The sequence below is a fragment of the Paenibacillus sp. FSL M8-0142 genome, assembly GCF_038597315.1.
GTDB lineage: Bacteria > Bacillota > Bacilli > Paenibacillales > Paenibacillaceae > Paenibacillus_AQ > Paenibacillus_AQ lactis.
Genome location: NZ_CP152008.1, coordinates 671,883 through 690,678, shown reverse-complemented (window position 1 = coordinate 690,678; position 18,796 = coordinate 671,883). Strand labels below are relative to the sequence as shown.

General features: G+C 54.9%; 15 protein-coding genes. All 15 read right to left on the bottom strand.

Features of this window, described 5'->3' with window-relative positions; genetic code table 11:
- Positions 1–272: 272 nt before the first annotated feature.
- The 15 genes from clpC to NSQ46_RS02820 all read right to left on the bottom strand — a co-directional run bounded on the left by clpC (position 273) and on the right by NSQ46_RS02820 (position 18,785).
- A complete protein-coding gene (gene clpC, locus NSQ46_RS02890) occupies positions 273–2,729 on the bottom strand; it encodes an ATP-dependent protease ATP-binding subunit ClpC (RefSeq protein ID WP_007132596.1) in 2,457 nt (818 codons plus the stop codon).
- A 204-nt stretch (positions 2,730–2,933) separates the two neighbouring features.
- The gene (locus NSQ46_RS02885) at positions 2,934–4,001 is read right to left on the bottom strand and encodes a protein arginine kinase (protein WP_144873031.1); all 1,068 of its coding nucleotides are present in this window, start codon (positions 3,999–4,001) and stop codon (positions 2,934–2,936) included.
- 41 nt (positions 4,002–4,042) lie between these two features.
- Positions 4,043–4,567: a UvrB/UvrC motif-containing protein gene (locus NSQ46_RS02880; RefSeq protein WP_007132598.1), complete on the bottom strand. Its 525-nt coding sequence runs from the start codon at positions 4,565–4,567 to the stop codon at positions 4,043–4,045.
- A 24-nt stretch (positions 4,568–4,591) separates the two neighbouring features.
- Entirely contained in the window at positions 4,592–5,053 is a 462-nt protein-coding gene (locus NSQ46_RS02875) for a CtsR family transcriptional regulator (protein ID WP_007132599.1), read from the bottom strand.
- Between the two features lie 416 nt (positions 5,054–5,469).
- The gene (locus tag NSQ46_RS02870; RefSeq protein ID WP_040740231.1) at positions 5,470–6,186 is read right to left on the bottom strand and encodes a GntR family transcriptional regulator; all 717 of its coding nucleotides are present in this window, start codon (positions 6,184–6,186) and stop codon (positions 5,470–5,472) included.
- 13 nt (positions 6,187–6,199) lie between these two features.
- The gene (locus NSQ46_RS02865) at positions 6,200–7,216 is read right to left on the bottom strand and encodes a sugar kinase (protein WP_342576328.1); all 1,017 of its coding nucleotides are present in this window, start codon (positions 7,214–7,216) and stop codon (positions 6,200–6,202) included.
- Positions 7,209–7,964, bottom strand: a complete 756-nt coding sequence (locus tag NSQ46_RS02860) for a KDGP aldolase family protein (RefSeq protein WP_007132602.1) — start codon at positions 7,962–7,964, stop codon at positions 7,209–7,211. The genes NSQ46_RS02865 and NSQ46_RS02860 overlap by 8 nt, the downstream gene beginning before the upstream one ends.
- 1 nt (position 7,965) lies before the next feature.
- The gene (locus NSQ46_RS02855) at positions 7,966–9,069 is read right to left on the bottom strand and encodes a DgaE family pyridoxal phosphate-dependent ammonia lyase (protein WP_007132603.1); all 1,104 of its coding nucleotides are present in this window, start codon (positions 9,067–9,069) and stop codon (positions 7,966–7,968) included.
- Positions 9,047–10,150: an amidohydrolase/deacetylase family metallohydrolase gene (locus tag NSQ46_RS02850; RefSeq protein WP_040740236.1), complete on the bottom strand. Its 1,104-nt coding sequence runs from the start codon at positions 10,148–10,150 to the stop codon at positions 9,047–9,049. Before NSQ46_RS02850 ends, NSQ46_RS02855 begins: the two co-directional genes overlap by 23 nt.
- A gap of 261 nt (positions 10,151–10,411) precedes the next feature.
- Entirely contained in the window at positions 10,412–12,613 is a 2,202-nt protein-coding gene (bglX, locus tag NSQ46_RS02845) for a beta-glucosidase BglX (RefSeq protein ID WP_341342656.1), read from the bottom strand.
- A 17-nt stretch (positions 12,614–12,630) separates the two neighbouring features.
- Positions 12,631–15,045 (bottom strand): beta-galactosidase, encoded by a 2,415-nt coding sequence (locus NSQ46_RS02840; RefSeq protein ID WP_342576327.1) that lies wholly within the window; start codon positions 15,043–15,045, stop codon positions 12,631–12,633.
- Between the two features lie 201 nt (positions 15,046–15,246).
- The gene (locus NSQ46_RS02835; protein ID WP_028406624.1) at positions 15,247–16,524 is read right to left on the bottom strand and encodes a hypothetical protein; all 1,278 of its coding nucleotides are present in this window, start codon (positions 16,522–16,524) and stop codon (positions 15,247–15,249) included.
- Positions 16,525–16,557: 33 nt separating this feature from the next.
- Positions 16,558–17,277 (bottom strand): glucoamylase family protein, encoded by a 720-nt coding sequence (locus tag NSQ46_RS02830; protein ID WP_342576326.1) that lies wholly within the window; start codon positions 17,275–17,277, stop codon positions 16,558–16,560.
- Positions 17,174–17,818, bottom strand: a complete 645-nt coding sequence (locus tag NSQ46_RS02825; protein WP_342576325.1) for a hypothetical protein — start codon at positions 17,816–17,818, stop codon at positions 17,174–17,176. Before NSQ46_RS02825 ends, NSQ46_RS02830 begins: the two co-directional genes overlap by 104 nt.
- 28 nt (positions 17,819–17,846) lie before the next feature.
- Positions 17,847–18,785 carry a carbohydrate ABC transporter permease gene (locus NSQ46_RS02820; RefSeq protein WP_028406626.1) on the bottom strand — a complete coding sequence of 313 codons (939 nt, stop codon included), beginning with the start codon at positions 18,783–18,785 and terminating at the stop codon, positions 17,847–17,849.
- Positions 18,786–18,796: the final 11 nt, after the last annotated feature.

The window sequence follows — 18,796 nt, the reverse complement described above, 5'->3', positions numbered from 1 at the left end:
GGATGGATTTGTCTAAAATTTAAAGAGCCGAAGGAGAATCGGCATTTGTTTAATGATCATTTACGAACAAGCGGTGTGTCCGCTTCGCTGCCTGATCATTCTTACGATCGCTGTTAAACAAGGGGAACTGGAATGGATTATCGTGGTGGCTTCCCGGTTTTTAAAGGCGAGCGCTGTCGCTTCTTCGGAACGATTCCATCCTCTCCGCTAGGTTGGTACCCTAAAATCAAAAACCCCCGCTGGAAATAATCCAGCAGGGGGGGAATCTACGCTTATTCGGTCTCGGACGATGCGGCAGCAACGCTATCCTTCTTGCGGACGGACAGCTCGCCGTTCTCCTCGTCGATGATGAGGGCATCGCCTTTCTTGACATTGCCCTTCAGCAGTTCCTCGGAAAGACGGTCCTCGATATGCTTCTGGATGGCCCGGCGCAATGGACGGGCACCGAAGGCAGGGTCGTAGCCTTCTTTCGCGATGAACGCCTTCGCCTGATCGGTAAGCTCGAATTCCACGTCGAATTCGCGCAGCCGCTTGCGCAGCTCGTCGGACATCAAGGTCACGATCTCGGCGATATGCTTCTCTTCGAGCGAGTGGAACACGATGATCTCATCGATCCGGTTCAGGAACTCCGGACGGAAGCTCTTCTTCAGCTCATCCATCACTTTCGTCTTCATATTGTTATAATCGCGGCCCGCATCGGTCACGGCGGTGAAGCCGAGCGTCGAATTGCGCTTGATCGCCTCGGCGCCGACGTTCGACGTGAGGATGATCAGCGTGTTGCGGAAGTCGACGACGCGGCCCTTGGAATCGGTCAAGCGTCCGTCCTCCAGCACCTGGAGCAGAATGTTGAACACTTCAGGATGCGCCTTCTCGATCTCATCCAGCAGGACGACGGAGTATGGCTTGCGGCGAACCTTCTCGGTCAGTTGGCCGCCTTCCTCGTAGCCCACGTATCCCGGAGGCGCTCCGACCAGACGTGCCGTGGAATGCTTCTCCATGTACTCGGACATGTCGATCCGAACGACCGCATTCTCATCGCCGAACATCGCTTCGGCAAGCGCGCGTGCAAGCTCGGTTTTACCAACGCCTGTAGGTCCAAGGAAGATGAAGGAGCCCATCGGACGCTTCGGATCTTTCAGACCTGCGCGTGCACGGCGTACCGCACGGCTGACAGCCTTAACGGCTTCTTCCTGACCGATGACGCGGCTGTGCAGAATCTCTTCGAGATTGAGCAGGCGCTCCGTCTCTTCTTCCTTCAGCTTATTCACCGGAATTCCGGTCCAGTTCGCCACGACATCGGCGATATCCTCAGGCGTAACCTCGGAATCGGTGCGGCCCTGCTTTTCCTTCCACTGATTCTTCGTAATTTCGAGCTCTTCGCGCAGCTTCTGCTCGGTATCGCGAAGTGCAGCGGCCTTCTCGAATTCCTGGCTTTGCACAGCGGCATCCTTCTCCTTGCGGATGTCTTCCAGATGCGCTTCCTGGTCTTTCAGATTCGGCGGAATCGTGTACGTATTCAAGCGTACCTTGGAGCCCGCCTCGTCGATCAGGTCGATGGCCTTATCCGGCAGGAACCGGTCCGTAATGTAACGATCGGACAGCTTCACGGCTTGCTCGATCGCCTCATCCGTAATCTTCACGCGGTGATGCGCTTCATATCTGTCACGCAGCCCGTAGAGGATCTGAATCGCTTCCTCCGGAGAAGGCTGATCCACCGTGATTGGCTGGAAGCGCCGTTCAAGGGCAGCATCCTTCTCAATATATTTGCGGTATTCATCCAGCGTCGTCGCCCCGATGCACTGCAGCTCGCCGCGCGCCAGAGACGGCTTCAGAATGTTGGAAGCGTCGATCGCGCCTTCCGCACCGCCTGCACCGATCAGCGTATGCAGCTCGTCGATGAACAGGATGATGTTGCCCGCTTGGCGGATCTCATCCATAATCTTCTTCAGCCGGTCTTCAAACTCGCCGCGGTATTTCGTGCCGGCCACGACCGAGCCCATGTCGAGGGTCATGACCCGCTTATCGCGGAGCGTTTCCGGAATTTCATTATTGATAATGCGCTGAGCCAAGCCCTCGGCGATGGCCGTCTTACCGACCCCTGGTTCCCCAATCAAAACCGGGTTGTTCTTCGTGCGGCGGCTCAGCACCTGAATGACGCGCTCAATCTCTTTGCTTCGGCCGATGACCGGATCCAGGTTGCCTTCCTTGGCAATCGCGGTCAAATCGCGGGCCAAGCTGTCCAGCGTAGGCGTGCTTACGTTTTGCGGCGTGCCGTGGTGGCTCGATACCGCCTCGCTGCTGCCGAGCAGCTGCAGCACCTGCTGGCGCGCCTTGTTCAGGCTGATGCCCAGATTGTTCAGCACGCGTGCTGCCACGCCTTCGCCCTCGCGAATCAATCCAAGCAAAATATGTTCTGTTCCAACGTAGGTGTGCCCCAGCTTGCGGGCTTCATCCATGGAAAGCTCAATAACCTTCTTCGCCCGCGGCGTGTAGGCAATATTGGTTGGCTGCTCTTGGCCGCGTCCGATCAAGGTCTCTACTTCGTCTTGGATTTTCTCAAGACCAAGCCCGAGGCCGATCAGCGCTTTAGCCGCAATGCCGTCTCCTTCGCGGATGAGTCCGAGTAAAATATGCTCTGTTCCGATATTGTTATGTCCCAGACGCACGGCTTCTTCTTGAGCCAATGCAAGCACCTTCTGAGCACGTTCCGTAAATCTGCCAAACATCATAATATTGCACCTCCACGTTTCATGTATATTTACCCTCACGAATTTCGGTGTATCGCCGCCCCGAAGGGTCGCGATGCTGCCCGATTCGCCTATTAAAAGAAACAACGGTTATATTCCATTAACCGAACCCTGGCATTTTTATCCCGGGTCAAGAAATATTCTTCCTGAAAGCTCTAGATTCCTGTCTCTTAATCAAAAGTTCATCTACGGCTTCGCAGCCAGCGTTTCCCTGATGAGCTTGGCTCTGTACATATCGCGTTCCGAAGGATTCATGCTCTCCCCGAACGTCTTTTGCAGGAAGCCCGGCTGCGTCTTCACATTAAGCTCATTCATCACCGAGCTGGCCGGACCTTCGAGCAATCCCAGATCCACACCGAGACGGACATCGGACAGCCGCTGCGCCGCTTCCTTGGAATCCATAACCGCCGCGTAGGACAGTATGCCATAGGAGCGCATCACCCGGTCCGTGATCCGCAGCTTGGATTCATTAAGAAGACGCTGTCTGGCGTTCTTCTCATGCTCAATGATCTGCAGGGCGACACTGTGAAGATTTTCAATAATCTCGGCTTCGGTCTGGCCAAGCGTAATCTGGTTGGAGATCTGGAACAGATTGCCCACAGCTTCGCTGCCCTCGCCGTAAATGCCCCGAACGGTCAAGCCCACCTGAGACACGGCCGAGAGAATCCGGTTGATCTGCTGGGTCATCACCAGCGCCGGCAGATGCATCATAACCGAGGCACGGAGGCCGGTTCCGACGTTCGTCGGACAGCTGGTCAGGTATCCCCGCTTGTCATCAAAGGCATAATCGACATGCGCTTCGAAAATATCGTCCAGCGCCGTCGCCCGCTCCCAAGCTTCTCTAACCTGAAAGCCCGGATATAAACACTGTATGCGTAGATGATCCTCTTCATTGATCATGATGCTGACGGATTCGTCCTCTGTCAAAATGACAGCGCCGTTTCGGGATTCATTGGCCAGATTGGGACTGATCAGATGCTTCTCGACAAGCACCCGTTTATCCAAATCGTCAATATCGCTCAATTTGATAACATGCAGCTCCCCGAAATCGTTCAGCCGCTCCCTATCCTTGATGACGCTGATCAGGCGCTCTAGCACTTCGCTCGACTGCTGATTCGTCGCCAGCAGCGGGAAAGGAAGCTGCTGCAGATTGCGCGCCACCCTGACACGGGTGCTGATGACAATGTCGGAATCCTGACCATTCCCGCGCATCCATTCGCTCAGCGCCGTATCGGTAAACCGGTGATTAGACATCACGCATTCCTCCTAGCTAAAAGTGCATCATCATAAGTTCCTCATCCTTGGGCGATATTTCGCTCAAGCTCGCGGATCCGGTCCCGAATCTCGGCGGCCGTTTCAAACTCCTCCTGCACGATCCGGAACTGAAGCTCCTTCTTCAGCTCCTCAATCTTGCGCTTGAGCTGAATGACACCGCCGGTCCGCTTCGGCACCTTGCCGACATGGGACGTATTGCCATGCACTCGCTTGAACAGCGGATCCAGGCGATCCGAGAAATATTTATAACACGAGCTGCAGCCGAAACGGCCAAGCTTGCTGAATTGGGAATACGTCATGCCGCATTCCTCGCAGCGCAGTGTCTGCGCCGGCTTGGCTCCCGCATTCTGGCCCTTGCCGGAAGGATCCAGATCCAGGAGCCCTGACAGCAAACTGTGTATAGAAAAACCATTCGACGTCCCGGGGATCAATTCCCCTTTTTCACGGGCACAAGATTCACAAAAATGAAATTCGGTCTTCTCGCCATTCACGATTTTCGTAAAATGCAATGTCGCTGGTCGTTTACCACATTCCTGGCATATCATACTCCATGCCCTCCTTACACAGACTCACTTACCTAACAAAGCAATAAGCATGGCCTTCATGATTCTCGCACGGAGCTCATCCCGGTAAGGAAGCTTCACATTGAGGCAATCCCTCGAAATGGCGGCCCGCATCAAGCTGGCCTCTCGTTTGTTCAAGAACCTTGACTCCTCCAGCTGGTAGATCAGCCCTTCCGCGACCGTCTGGTCGATCCGGCTGCCGATCGTATGATGCAGATGCTGGTGGAGTGCGGAATGCTGGGGAAGCTCGATCCGCTGGATGCGGATATAACCGCCGCCTCCGCGCTTGCTCTCGACGAGAAAGCCCTTCTCCAGCGTAAATCTGGTGCTGATGACATAGTTGATCTGGGAAGGAACGCAGGAGAACTGCTCCGCCAGATCGTTCCGTTGAATTTCAACGGTTCCCTCCGGGCTTTCCTGCAAAATGCTCTTGAGGTATTGTTCGATAATATCAGAGATATTACGCATGGTCTGTTCATCCTCCACTGTTTGAAACGATAAGACGGATTGTGATCTTACACGTCCGCACAGAGTCATACCTTTAAATTTTAACCATAACCAAAATCAGCGAACCCTGCCCGTTGACTTTGACTTTCTTTGACTTTAATCTCATTATAGCATAACTTTAAAATTTGCCAAGGGGGGGCCACAAAATTTTCGCGCCGGTCTGTTATTCGTAGTCTGCCCATTTTTTCTCACCCTTATAGCCACAGCCCCGCAGGAATTTTGCCTCTTCGAGCGCCTTCCAAGCCTGCCCTTAATCCCCACAACGCGCGCCCGCAACTCGAGGCTATAGAAAAAAGCAGCCTGATCCCGGTTCCCCGGCCATAAGGCTGCTCTTCCCTGACTTTATTCCTTTCGAGCCTTCCCGCTGCGCCCTGTCTTTACGCGTCGTAGCTGATTAAATAATGCTGAAGCTCTGTATTGTAATAACCGATGCTGTATTCAATAATCGTCCCCGCACCGTCGTAAGAGGATCTGAGCCGCTTGAGGAGCGGCGTACCCGGACTGACGCCAAGCAGACCCGCCATCTCTTCATCCGCTACGGCCGCCAGAAAACGGTCGCGGAAATTCTCCAGCGTAATCTGGCTTTCTTCAATCCGGTCATAAAGGGAAGGGAGCTCGCCAGGCCCGAAATCCCCTCCCATATCGACAAGCGGCGAAACATAATGCGTATAGTGAATGTAGGGCTGCCCGTCCAGCAGGTACAACCGCTCGATGCGAAGGCATTTTTCGCCGAATTTTTCATACATCTCGCTATCCGGCTCGTGAAACACCCATTCGGTCTTCAGATGGCGCTTCTGAATCTGATGCCCTTCCTCGACCAGAATCTCGGTAAACAGCTTGCCCTTGGAAAGCTTCGAGAACGAGGTGTTGCGGGTTACAATCGTCCCTACCCCGCTGCGTTTCTCGACATAGCCCTCCTGGTGCAGCTCCTGAATCGCATTGCGCACGGTCATCTTGCTGACGTTGAATTCCTGCTCCAGCTGCGGTTCAGAAGGAATATGGGTTCCCAAAGGATACACCCCATGCAGGATCCGGTCCTTAATGATCTTCTTGATCTGAAGATACAGCGGACCGTTCTTACGCGTGATCGACATACGTTAGTTCACCTTACCTTTCCACATCCGACCTATGATCACCCATTGCTCGCAGAATGTCAAGCTCTCCTGCTGTCGGCGTATCTCCAGGTACCGTGTGGGCAAGCATGGCTGCCGCTGCCGCGAAATCAACGGTCTGTACAGGATCATATCCCTGCAGCAGGCCATGGATCACGCCGCTGGCATAAGCATCCCCCGCTCCGATCCGATCATAAACGGAGAAGGTCAACGTTCTCGAAAAATGAAAAGCTCCATCCTTATACAAATATCCCTTCAGGGAATGGGTATTGTCTCCATTAATATGGCGGTGGGTGCCGGAAAGGGCGGAAATGCCGTACGTCTCCGCTACCTTCGGGATCAGCTCCCCGAGCTGCTCCGCCCGGTCTTCCCGCTTCGTTTCCATTCCGAGAATATAGAGCGCATCCTTCTCATTCATGAAGACGATATCCGCAAGGGACAGCATCTCCTCATAATGCGGCTTGGCAAAAGCATAGCCATCCGCGCCCCACAGGGATGGCCGGTAGTTGCAATCGAACACCACCGTGCCGCCGTTAGCCTTCACTTCCCGGGCCAAGGCCTTCATCTGCCCCCGGACATTCTCGTTCATGGAAAGCGTGATTCCGCAAAAGTGGATCACATCGATGCTCCGGGCAATCGCCGAAAAATCATACATCGCAGGGTCCGCCGTATTAAAACTGCTCCCCAGCCGGTCCGTATAAGTGACCCGGCCGGGCCGAACGCCAAAGCCATTCTCCAAAAAATACATGCCGACGTACTTGCCGCCGCGGCTAATGAAGGAGGTGTCGATTCCCAGCTTGCGTAGGTACGCAATCGCCGCATCGCCGAGCGGGTTATCCGGCAGCGTACTGACCAAATAACCGGCATGCCCAAGCCTTCCAAGGGCCGAAGCGATATTAACGCCGGTCCCCGAGAAGGAATAGTTCAGGCTGCTCTCTTGCGCCAAGGAGGCATAGCCCGGCACCTGCAGCCGCATCATGACCTCGCCGAATGCCGCAATCACCTTAGGCATATTGATCAACCAACGCTTTTAACGTCTGATGAAGCTCCTGCACATCGCTGACAATCGTATCGCCGCTCGCCGAATCGATGATCGAGGAGTATACATGCGGGATCACCTGGCGCACGCCGGCTTCCAGCGCGATCCGGACGATCGCTTCGAAATTGTCTTTGTCGATCCCGCCCGTCGGCTCAAGGGCGAAATCCTCTTCCGCACACGCCTTGGCCACTGCCCGGTATTCCTCTTCCAGCTTCAAGCCTTGCATCGGGAAGTATTTAAGCGCATTGCCGCCCATGTCGCGTACCAGGGCAATCGCCGCCTTCACGGGAACGATCGCTTTGTCCGTACCCGCCGCACTCGCCGGCCCCGTCGAAATATTAACGTAGCCTGCCTGACCGGACGGCGAAACGAGGCTGTTGATCCAGCCGTCCTGACCGTTTAGATTGGCGCGCGTCGCGCCGACTGCCGGGAACACCTGATTGATGTGAGTTCCAGGGTAGCTCTTTACGATTTCCGCCACGACGGCCGCCTGGCGGTTGTCCCCTGCGCCTAGCCCGATCGACACGGCATCCTCAATCGCCGCGCCGTACTCCTTCATGGCGACAACCGCTTCCTGCGCGCTCGGGTAATTTTTCGACAGCACGCCGACCAGGACATGCCCTTCCGCTGCTTCAAAGACGTCTTTGGCATTCTGGATGCTGCCTGCCAGCACATTTAATGCCGTGCGGTTTTTATATAATCGTTTCTCCATGTTTGACATGTCATTTTCCCCCTGCAATCTGCTGAATTCTTGTTATGATGACCTGCAGGTCATCGCCGGCAAGCGAGCGCGGATCAATATCGAAATATCCCTGACGTACACCGTAGTCCCGGGTATATACGGCGATCTCGCCTTCCCGTAGCTGATCATTCATCGCCTTGGCGCTGATGCCCGCTGCCTGCTCATCCACTTTGACCCGTCCGCGGAAGATCGCTCGGCCGGCCTCATCCTGCACGATGGCCACGTCGATGCCCGGCAGGCTGGACAGCGTCTTAAGCTCCTCCAGCGCAGCCTTCTCCTGCGCGCTCTTATCTTCCTTCACCATATACTCATCAAGTGCCTGAAGCAAGCCGAACGTTGTCTCCTTGCCGACCTTCATGCTTCGTCCGATACCATGAAGCTGCGCCTTGACCCATTCGACGTATTGGCGTTTGCCGCCGACGATGCCGGAGGTCGGGCCTTCGATTGCTTTGGAGCCGCTGTAGATGGCCAGATCCCCGTATTTCACATACTTCTGGATATCCTCCTCAGCCGCCGCATCGACGATAAGCGGGATACCATGGGCTCTGGCGACTTCGGCCGCTTCCTCGACGGAAATCATGTTCTTCTGAACGCAGTGGTGCGACTTCACATACAAAATCGCCGCGGTGCGCTCATTAATCGCTTCCTCGATATGCTCTTTGCGTCCTTCATTGGCATACCCGACCTCGACCACCTTGCCGCCGCCCAGATAAACCATCGTTTCGACAGGTGCTCCGTACTGGACGTTATGTCCTTTGAACATGATGATCTCATTCTTCGCGATCGGCTCTTGATGGAGTCTGTCGCTCCGTCTCCGCTGGCCCTCCGTCACGATGCCCGCTACCGACAAGGCGATGCCGCTTGATGCCGAGTTCACGACGACGGCGGCTTCGGAGCCGAGAATGCGGGCGATATAATCGCCTGCCTTGTCTACCAGGTCCGCTATTTCGACGTAGCTCTGACCGCCGATCCGCATGGCTTCCATGACGGTATCCGTTGGTGCCGACACTCCGAGTATGCTCATGCGGCCGCTGGCATTGACAACTCGCTTGAGTCCGTATTTAGCATGCAGTGAATGATCCATTGACTACCACTCCTTTAGGTTCGATATAACGGTCGGCAATGCGAGTCTCTCCCTCGGAATCGGTCAAGCTCTGCGGCCCCTGCCGAACCGCAAACAATGTGAGGTGGGCCGCATCGCCCACATGAATTCGGCCGAGCTCCGGCCGTTTCAGCCAAGCCGCCGCCTTGACCGTGACGGCAGAGATGACTTCCTGCAGACTGTAGCCGAGATATAAAAATTTGGTCATCACGCTTGCCAAGCTGTATACGGGGCCATTGATGCGGTTCCCCCGGTAAATATCGGAGCTGATCGTTCCCGGCTCGATCCCATGGTCTTTCGCGAATTCCGCTACCTGGAACGAGAAGCTCGCTGTGCCATGGCCGACATCCATATGAACGCCTCGCTCGATGGCCTTGACCAGGGACGGAATCGGCTTGCCGTCCGGATCGAACAGATTATTCTTTTTGCCGTTCAAATAATGGGTGACGATGTCCCCTTCCTGAAGCAGGTCCAGCACCTCGTTCACCGGTGGAGGCCCGGAACCGATATGCACCATAATCGGCAGCGATGTGCGCCCTGACAATTCCCGGGCACGCCGAAGCGGTTCTACCCCGTTGTCCTTTACAACGCTTTGGCTGATCCGTGCCTTCAGGCCCACGATAAAATCGGGATAAGAACGGGCCGCCTTGACCGCCTTCCCCTGATCGATCCACTCCAGCCTGGACAGCTCATCGATCCGCTGCAGGCCGATGCGGGAGATGTTCAGAAACGCGAACACATTCGTCTTCGAGCGGGCAACCTCAGCGGCCAAATCGCCGATATCGTCCGCTCCGCAGCTTCCTGCGTCCACGATCGTGGCTACGCCCTGCTTGACGCCGATCTCGTCGATGGCATCCCCGTAGGGCTCCAGCTTGGCAACCGCATGAACATGCATATCAATCCATCCGCTGGACACATACAGCCCCGTACCGTCAAATCCGTCCTCGCCCGCCGCCGTGTTGGCCGCGGCAAGCTCGGTGATGAACCCGTTCTCAATCACGATATCGAAGGGTTCTTCCTCGTGCACCGTTCTTACATTCCGCAGCACAAAACGCTGCTTCATTCTCATCACCCCTTCACCTGGCAGAATTTCAGCTTTTTCTTGGGGCATCCATCCGCCAATAGCCTTGCGATAAACAATTTATAGGTATAGCATAGCACAGATCATCGCATACGTGAATATAACGTTATAATGTTTAATCGAATAGTTACTCCATCTTCCATTCTACTAAGATGAGGCTGCCTTTTGTATGGCAAAATAAAAAACAGAGGCTCTCCCAAAGCCATATGGATGACTTGTGGGACAGCCCCGCCAATTCTCAGTTTATAAGGTATAGGTAAATGTGCCGCACTCGATCAAATCTCTAGCGTTCTTGCCGACGAATACCTTGAAATCTCCTTCTTCCACCTCATACTGCTTCTTGGCGGTGAAATACGAGAGCATTTCCGGCTCGATTACAAACTCCACCGTCGCTTTCTCTCCCGGGGCAAGATGGATTTTATGAAAGCCCTTCAGCTCAAGCAGCGGTCTGGACGTGCTGCCCCATAGATCGCGAACGTACATTTGTACGATTTCTTCGCCGGCGTAGTCCCCGGTATTCTGCACCGTCACCATCGCCTTCACGCTGCCGCCCGGCGTTAACGTATCGCCGATCAGCGCGGCGTCCGAATACGTATATTCGGTGTAGCTCAGTCCGTAACCGAACGGATAGAACGGCGCATTCGGAATGTCGAGATATTTGGAGAGGAAACGGAAGTCGTTATCCTCATGCCCTTTCGGTCTGCCGGTGTTCAAGCAGTTGTAGTATACCGGCACTTGCCCGACGGTATACGGAAAGCTCATCGTCAGCTTCGCCGAAGGATTCGCGTCCCCGAACAGCAGGTCGGCGACCGCGTTTCCTCCCTCCGTTCCCGGGAACCACGCTTCCAGAATCGCGGGAACGTGCTCGTGGTACCACTTGAGCTCGAGCGGACGCCCATTGAAGAGAACAAGAACGGTAGGCTTGCCGAGCTTCAGTACCTCCTCTACCAGCTTCGGCTGAACGCCCGGCAACGTTAAGTATGCTCGGCTGCCCGCTTCGCCGCTCATATGGTCCTCTTCGCCCATAGCGAGAATGACGACCTCTGACGAGGCGGCCGCTTCCAATGCGGCTTGGAAGCCGGAAACGTCATTCGAGCTGTAATCGCACCCGGCTGCAGCCGTGACTTTCACGTCATTTCCTAATTTATTGATAAGACCTTGTTTTACGGTAACCGCCTCTTCCGGTTTTCCGAGCCCGCTCCAACCGCCCAAAATCCGGCCGTTGTCGGCGAACGGTCCGATAACGGCCACCGACTTGATGTCCTTTTTCAGGGGCAGAACGCCGTCGTTCTTTAACAGCACCATCGATTTCTGGGCAGCCTCTCTCGCCAGCTGACGATATTCAGGCTTCAGGTGACCCTTTTTTTCGCGCTCAATGTTGAGATAACGGTAGGGATCGTCGAACAGACCGAGCTTGAATTTCAACGTGAGGATGCGTCTGACCGCCTCATCGATCAGCGCAACGTCTACCTCGCCCCTTTCAACCAATTGCTCAAGGTGGCTGATGTATTCCGTCGATATCATCTCGATGTCAAGACCCGCTTCCAGCCCCTGCTTCGCTGCGTCTTCGCCGTCTTTGGAGCTCATATGGAAGATCGTTTCCCAAAGCGAGGTGTAGTCGGAAATGACGACGCCCTCAAAGCCCCACTCCTCTCTGAGCACTTTTCTCAGCAGGAAGGAGTTGGTTGTAGCAGGCACCCCGTCGTAGACGTTAAAGGACGTCATGATCAATTCGGCGCCTGCGTCGAGCCCCGCCTTGTAAGCAGGCAAATAGTAATTGCGGAGCGCAGCTTCCGACATATCGACGGTGTTGTAATCCCGTCCGCCCTCCGCCGCGCCGTATGCCGCAAAATGCTTCACGCATGCCGCAACCGTATCGAGCGCCTTCAGATCGTCCCCTTGAAAGCCTCTTACCATCGCTGCGGCCATTAGACCGTTCAAATACGGGTCTTCTCCGGGGCTTTCCATTACCCTTCCCCATCTCGGATCGCGAACGAGGTCGGCCATCGGCGCGAAGGTCACGTTAATGCCGGAGGCGGCGCCTTCCGCTGCGGCAACCCTGGAGGTATCCTCCGCAAGCTTCGGCTCCCAGCTGGAAGCAAGGCCGAGCGGTACCGGAAACACCGTGCGGAAGCCGTGAATAATATCGAACATGAAGAGCAGCGGGATTTTCAGCCGATTATGTTCAAGGAACACCTTCTGCACTTCGTACGCCGTTTCGGCATCGGTCGCGCTCAGGATCGAGCCCAAATTCGAAATGAGTTCCTTGCTGAGTGTACGCTCGGATACCGGACCGGTCACCGGCGTCGAGACTTCGATTTTTGAATTGTAGGAACGCAGCACGGTTCCCGGGTCGGTCTGGTACATTTGCCCGATTTTTTCGGCAAGGGTCATCTGGGATAGAAGCTCTTCCACTTTCGTATGGATCGTTGAATCGGTGTGCATCAAGTTGTAGTTCCCTCCTATGACACGAAATGTAGTGTTAAGCTGTCGTTTACTTTGGCGTGCTGGCGCGACACGATCCATGTTCTGCCGTCGTCCTTACGGACTGTGAAGCTTTCGTTCGGAATCACTTCGCGGTCCGTCTCGAGCACGATGATATCTTCAGGCTGGGTCAGCCGGAATTCGAGGCGATCGTTCTCCGCCTTGGCAATTTCCGCGGTCGAATACACAATCTTCACTTCGCCGAAGGTCACATTGAGCGGCAGCATAACCCCGTCTTTGCTTTGCAGCAGCAGCTTACGTCCGCCGAACAGCGGTTGGCCGTTCTCCAGAATGCCGATCTCTTTATCGAAGCCGTCCAAATTCAGCACATGGACGAATCGTTCCCCTTCATTCGTTGCCGTAGAAGTCATAAAGATGCCGTGATATTTGCAATCATGCGTCAGTTCCGCTTTCGCGCCGAGAAGCTCCAAGGCTGTCCGGAACAAATCGATATCACACCGATACGAATTGCCGAATACGATCGCGCGTCCCGCTCCGACCTTCGCATCGAACGCGGTCACTTCACCGCTGCCGTACACGCGCATAATCGGCGTTTGGCCGCCGACGTCGAACGTCTGGGCGACATATGCGCGCATTTCCGGCCGCGGGGCCGCCCACCCTTCGGACACGATCGACAGGTAGAAATGGCCCGAATCGCGGAGCAAGCCAAGCGGCTTCACCCCTAACGCTTCCGTCAAAATCGTGCACGGCTTGCCTTCCATATCAAAGCTCGGAAGCTCGCCGTACACGAGCAGCTTTCCTCCCGCATGCAGGTAGTCGGCCAGCTTCCGCTGGATATGGCCGTGCATGTAACGGGCAGACGGCAGCGCGAGTACCGGGGTGGCCGAAGGATCGAGCAGCTTATTTTGAATATCGGTGGCGCCGAACCGATAGCCGGCAAGCAGCATGGCCCGGCCCATGATCTCCCAAGCGCCGTGCGCGCGGTTCCCCTCGATATTTTGCAGGATTTCCTTCACGCGCTCGCTGCCCGGATAACGGTATTCCGTCATGTAATAATCCGGAATGAACGCGAAGCTGACGTCGTCGCGTTCCTCGTTCATTCGCGCGAGCTTATCTCCGACAGCCAATATCGTCTTGTTCGTGCGCGCCATTCGCGGAAACGTATAATTGTACTCGCCTTCCGGACTAATCGGAGCGGCAAAGCCGTGGCGTTCGCCGGTAAAGGCGATTCGGTCGTTCCCGTCGCTAGGCGGCATATCCATCCGATAGTTATAGCCGCCGGTCAGCAAATAATAATTGAGAAGCCGGTTCCCTTGCGCGATGCACATCCGGGCTTTAAAATCGGCGGCCGAAGGATCGTTGCGTCCTCCGTACGTCTCGCCGAAGTTGCTGTCGCCGCAGTTGAATTCGACGGAGGTGAGCGGCTGGTCCGGCGTATGCACCGCGTCCATAAATCCGTTGATGATATAAAGATCCTGGAACGTCACCATGTCCAAATCCCCGAAATAGATGTCGGAGCCCGATAAATATCCCGGCGCCTGCGTATATGCTTCATACAGCTGGCTGATGCCGATCGGGAACGTGAACCCGCGGCCCCCGTCCGTCCCGTGAATGTTAACGACGAACGGAACGTCCTTGACGCCGAACTCCTCGGCATAAGAGCGAAGAATAGCAACATAACGGGCCGCTCGGTTCCGCATATAGTAGCCTAAGTCGTGCGTCAGCTCCGGCGCGTATCCTTCCTTCGGAGAGCGAATGCCGGTCTTGCGCGCTTCGGCGTCATCCAAGGAGAATGGATAACGGGCCGAGAGCTGCTCCGCGGAATACCGCTGCTTGAGCCAAGCGGCGAAAACGCTCAGCACGCTGTCCGTAAGGTCCGGACAATTGCTGACCCAAGCGAGCATGCCGATCTCATTGTCCAGCTGCACCGCGATAATATTGCCTCCGTTCGTGTAGAGACGGGGCGCCACGACCGCCATCACCGCCCGATACCAGTTTTTGCTGGCCTCAAGGAATCCGGGGGCGAGGTAGTCGACCGTCTTCGTCGTCGCCGGGTTTCCGTCCCAGCCGACCGGAATAATTTCCGGATACTTTGTATAAACCCAGTAAGGCAAACCTTCGTTTTTCATTTCCGCCATAATGAACGGGCCCGGTCTAACGAAAAAGTACAGCTCGTTCTCCTTGCACAGATCGATAAAGCCGATGAGGTTAAGCTCCGGGTGCGTATGCCCGTCAAAATCGAACTCCCCCTCCGCCGGCTCATGACAGAGCCACGGTACATAGCTGGCAACCGCATTGCAGCCCGCTTCCTTCAGCTTGTCGATGCGGTCCTGCCAATCCTCCGGCTTAAGCCGGTAATAGTGAATTTCGCCGCACATGATGATCTGCGGCTTGCCGTCGATGAGGATTTGCTTGTCTTTGATTTCAATCATCGTTTCAAACCCTGCCTTTTTCATTTCGAATTGGTCTAGCGGATGATAACGGCGAAACGTTTCGACAAACGGTGACAACAATTACTTATAGTGCGTGTTCAAAAAGTCGGATTTTCACGAGATTCGATGCCGAGTCTCTTCTAGACTCCCTTCGTGATCAAAAAATGACTTTATGAACAACCTCTTCTCTTATAGATGGTGTTATCTCAACCGGTCCGTGAAGAAAGACATCCCCCGTTTAAAGGCCGTCATGCCGTACAGCATGGAGCTCCAGTCGATCACTGTCACTTTCTCGGGGTACCAGCGGTCCCTTCCTTCCAGATGCCACCAGGAGTAACGATGCAATCCGTATTTGTAAGCCGCTCTATATTTCACTTCATCATCCCGATCCCTCGGATTGGAATAGGTGTCGTACGGAATGTGCAGCCGATATAACGCATAAAGGTCGTGGATGCCCGCAGGGTAGACCGGCAGGAAGCCGGCAACAATGTAGGCGGAAGCGACGTTGCCAGGTGAATCCTCGATTTTATCCGCATGATAAGTGTTGTACAGACCGTCATTGGCGCCGGCTCCATACCCCCATACGTAGGAAGGCACATCGGTAAGCTCTTTCCACTTCAGCCGGTCAGCCGTGCATGCATTCTCATAGTACTGATTATAGATCTCGCTCTTCGCATAATCCGGAACCAAGAAATAAGGGAACTGGTGCACAAACGAAGACAAGAACTTCAAATCGCTCGGATCCTTCGTGTTCGTATCGGTAATAACCGGAATGTCCCGGTAATATTTCATAGGGAATTCATTAATCTTGTGTTCCGCAAATGTGTTATCCCACAACTCTTGGATGTCCGGGTCTTCCGGCTGGGCGATTTTCGCCAAGTGGGCAACCAGCACATATTCGTTGTAAGCCGGGAGCGGGGCGATTCCTTGGCCGTCCTTCACGATCATGTTGATGATGCCTCTATGCTTATCTGCGATAACAACACGCCAGTCGATTTGCTCTAACAATTCATGAGCCATCTCGTCGATTTCGGGCATTTTATCCTTAAAATGCTTCCCCGCGAACAAGGCTCCCGCTACCAGCAACGATGTATCGATCGTCGAAATTTCGGAGCCCAGATTCGCGCCTGTCTCCATGTCGATGAAGTGCGCGAAGAAGCCCGTCGCGGCGTCTCTAGCCGGCTTGCAGCCTTCCACATGGCCGAGGACGGCATTAAGCGTAAGCTTGACCTTCTCCGCCGCCTGGTCGTCCCAGCCCTCGTAATCGGCAACAACCAGGCTGATCAAGCCGACCCCGGTCGCAGAGACCGAGCAGCGGGCCTCCGGATTTCTCGCGAAACTGTAATATGCGTCGCCGTAAAGGCCTGTGCGCGGATTGCGGCAAGCATCGATCAACCGGCAGGAGTCCTTATGCTGGCGATCGACAAACGCCTTCACCTTCTCCGAAAGCTGATCATAAACATTCGTCGTTTGTTTCATCGTAATCTCTCTCCATTCGCCGCCTGAAATAGCCTATTTATTTTTGAATTGCAGGGCTTCAAGCCCTTTCTTCACGTAAGGAACCTTCATGAACATGTTCCATACCGTCTCGTCCCGGTAATTGGCGGCCATCAGCAGCGTGATCCCTTTATCGATGCCGATATAATCGGGACCGACCCAGTCGGCATTCAGATTGAACGCATCCTTCAGCCCATATTCGCCGCTTAGATCCGGAACCGTTAGGAAATACTTCAATGCCTCTATGGATTCTTCCGGTGTAAACACAACCGAGCCCAGCGCCCCGGCCGGCGGAACGGTGCCGTCCGCTTGATGGGCCGCATTGTCATAGCCGGAAGGCGGCGAACCGAGCAATCCGTTATAGCCGGCGGGCGAATCGGATGCGGTAAAGCCCCACGACTCTTCCCCCACGCCTTTAAACTTCTCGCTTAGATCGATGGCGAACTGCCGGCTCGCCTGGGAGGCGACGACCGAGTTGTTGAACCAATCAACCCCGTCACGGTCTACCAAGCCGCGAAAGTCGACCCAGGCATGCGAGAACTGATAGGTGAACAGGGAACCGAACCAGGAATGGATGAACGGCTCGCAATTCTTATACGATGCTTTGTGGCGTGTAAAGCCGTCGTAGACGTCAATCGGATGCGTCGGCGAACCGGCGGCCAGCACGTAAAGGGACAGCTGCTCGGCATAAAAGTCCCAATGGCCTTGAAACCCTTTCTCCGGGGAATATGCCATATAGAACTGATTTTTGCCTTTGTCTACCGAACCAGGGCCACTCGACGCGCTCATACAGCTGCTCGCTCTTCTTCTGGACATCGCCGCCGAAGTATTGCCCCGCCGTCAAGACGCCGTTCATTAGCAAGCCGGTGTCGATGCTCGAAATTTCGCTGTTCCACTCCCGCTTGCCGGTATCGATGTTCACGAAGTGGTAAAAAAATCCGTGCTCATGCTCCATCCGCAGAAGCGTATCGAGCGTGCGGTCCGCTCTGTCATAGCCTTCCTCGCGGCTGATCCAGCCGTTCTCCACGCCGATCGGAATCGCCGTGAGCGCGAATCCGGTGGCCGCCGTGCTGGCGATCTTCGGATTGCCCGGGTACCGGTCCCTCGTCAAGCCGTAGCCTTCGGAGCCTTCCTCGCGGTTCGTCTGCTCCCATAGATAGTTGAACGACGCCTTGGCCTCAAGGTCCAATTCGTCCGGCTGCTTCTGCGAGCATCCCATCGCCGCCAGCAGCACCACTGCACCGGCCAGCCATGCGATCCATCTTCTGTGACGCAAAGCAAGTGCACTCCCTTCTCAAGCGATCCTATTCGCCTGTGATGCCTGATCGTTCAATGCTCTCTACGAACCAGCGCTGCGTGAAGAAGTAAACGATCAGCAGCGGGATGATATTCAAAAACGTTCCGGCCATATTGATCGCTTCGTTCAAGCTGCGTCCGGTCTGGGCGTTCGGATCGGCCGGGAATACCTTCTGGTACGTTACGGCGAAGTTTTGCAGCTCCAGCGGCAGCGTCGTCAGCTTATCGCCCAAGTACAGCGCCGCGAGCAGCGTTTCGTTCCAATACCAAACCATCGAGAACAAGAAGGAAATGATGAAGGCCGGCACGGCCATCGGCACGCAAATAACGGCAAATATTTTGTAAGCGCCGGCTCCGTCGATTTGTGCAGCCTCCTCGAGCGACTTCGGAATCGACCGGAAAAACTGATAAAAAATCAGAATGAACAGACCGCTTTTGATCCCCTGTCCGAACGCCGCCGGAATGATATAAGAAAATATGCTCCCGATTAATCCGAGATCTTTAAACATCAGGAACTGCGGAATCATCGTAATTTGCGGCGGTATGATGAACGTTGCCAGTACGAGCGCAAACAAGACGGATTTCCCCGGAATCCGGAAGCGGGCAAAGCCGTATCCGATAACGGCCGCCGAAACGGTCTGGACGACGGCAGGAACGAAGGAAGCAAGAACGTTCTGCCACAAGGTATTAAGAAAGTCCATGACCTCGGCTGCCTTGGCGAAATTGTCCATATAAAATCCTGACGGAATATAGGTGATTAACGGATTGATCAGGTCTTCCGTATTCATGAAGCTGTAGGTGATCATATAAAACAACGGGTACAAATAGACGAAGCCGATCAGAGACAGCAAGAAGTATACGGCTAATTTGTAGACAATGCCTTCTCCCGTAAACCCCCACAGGATCCGCTTCGTCTTGTCGATCGTTCTGCGGTCAATCCCTTTCATACCATCCCACC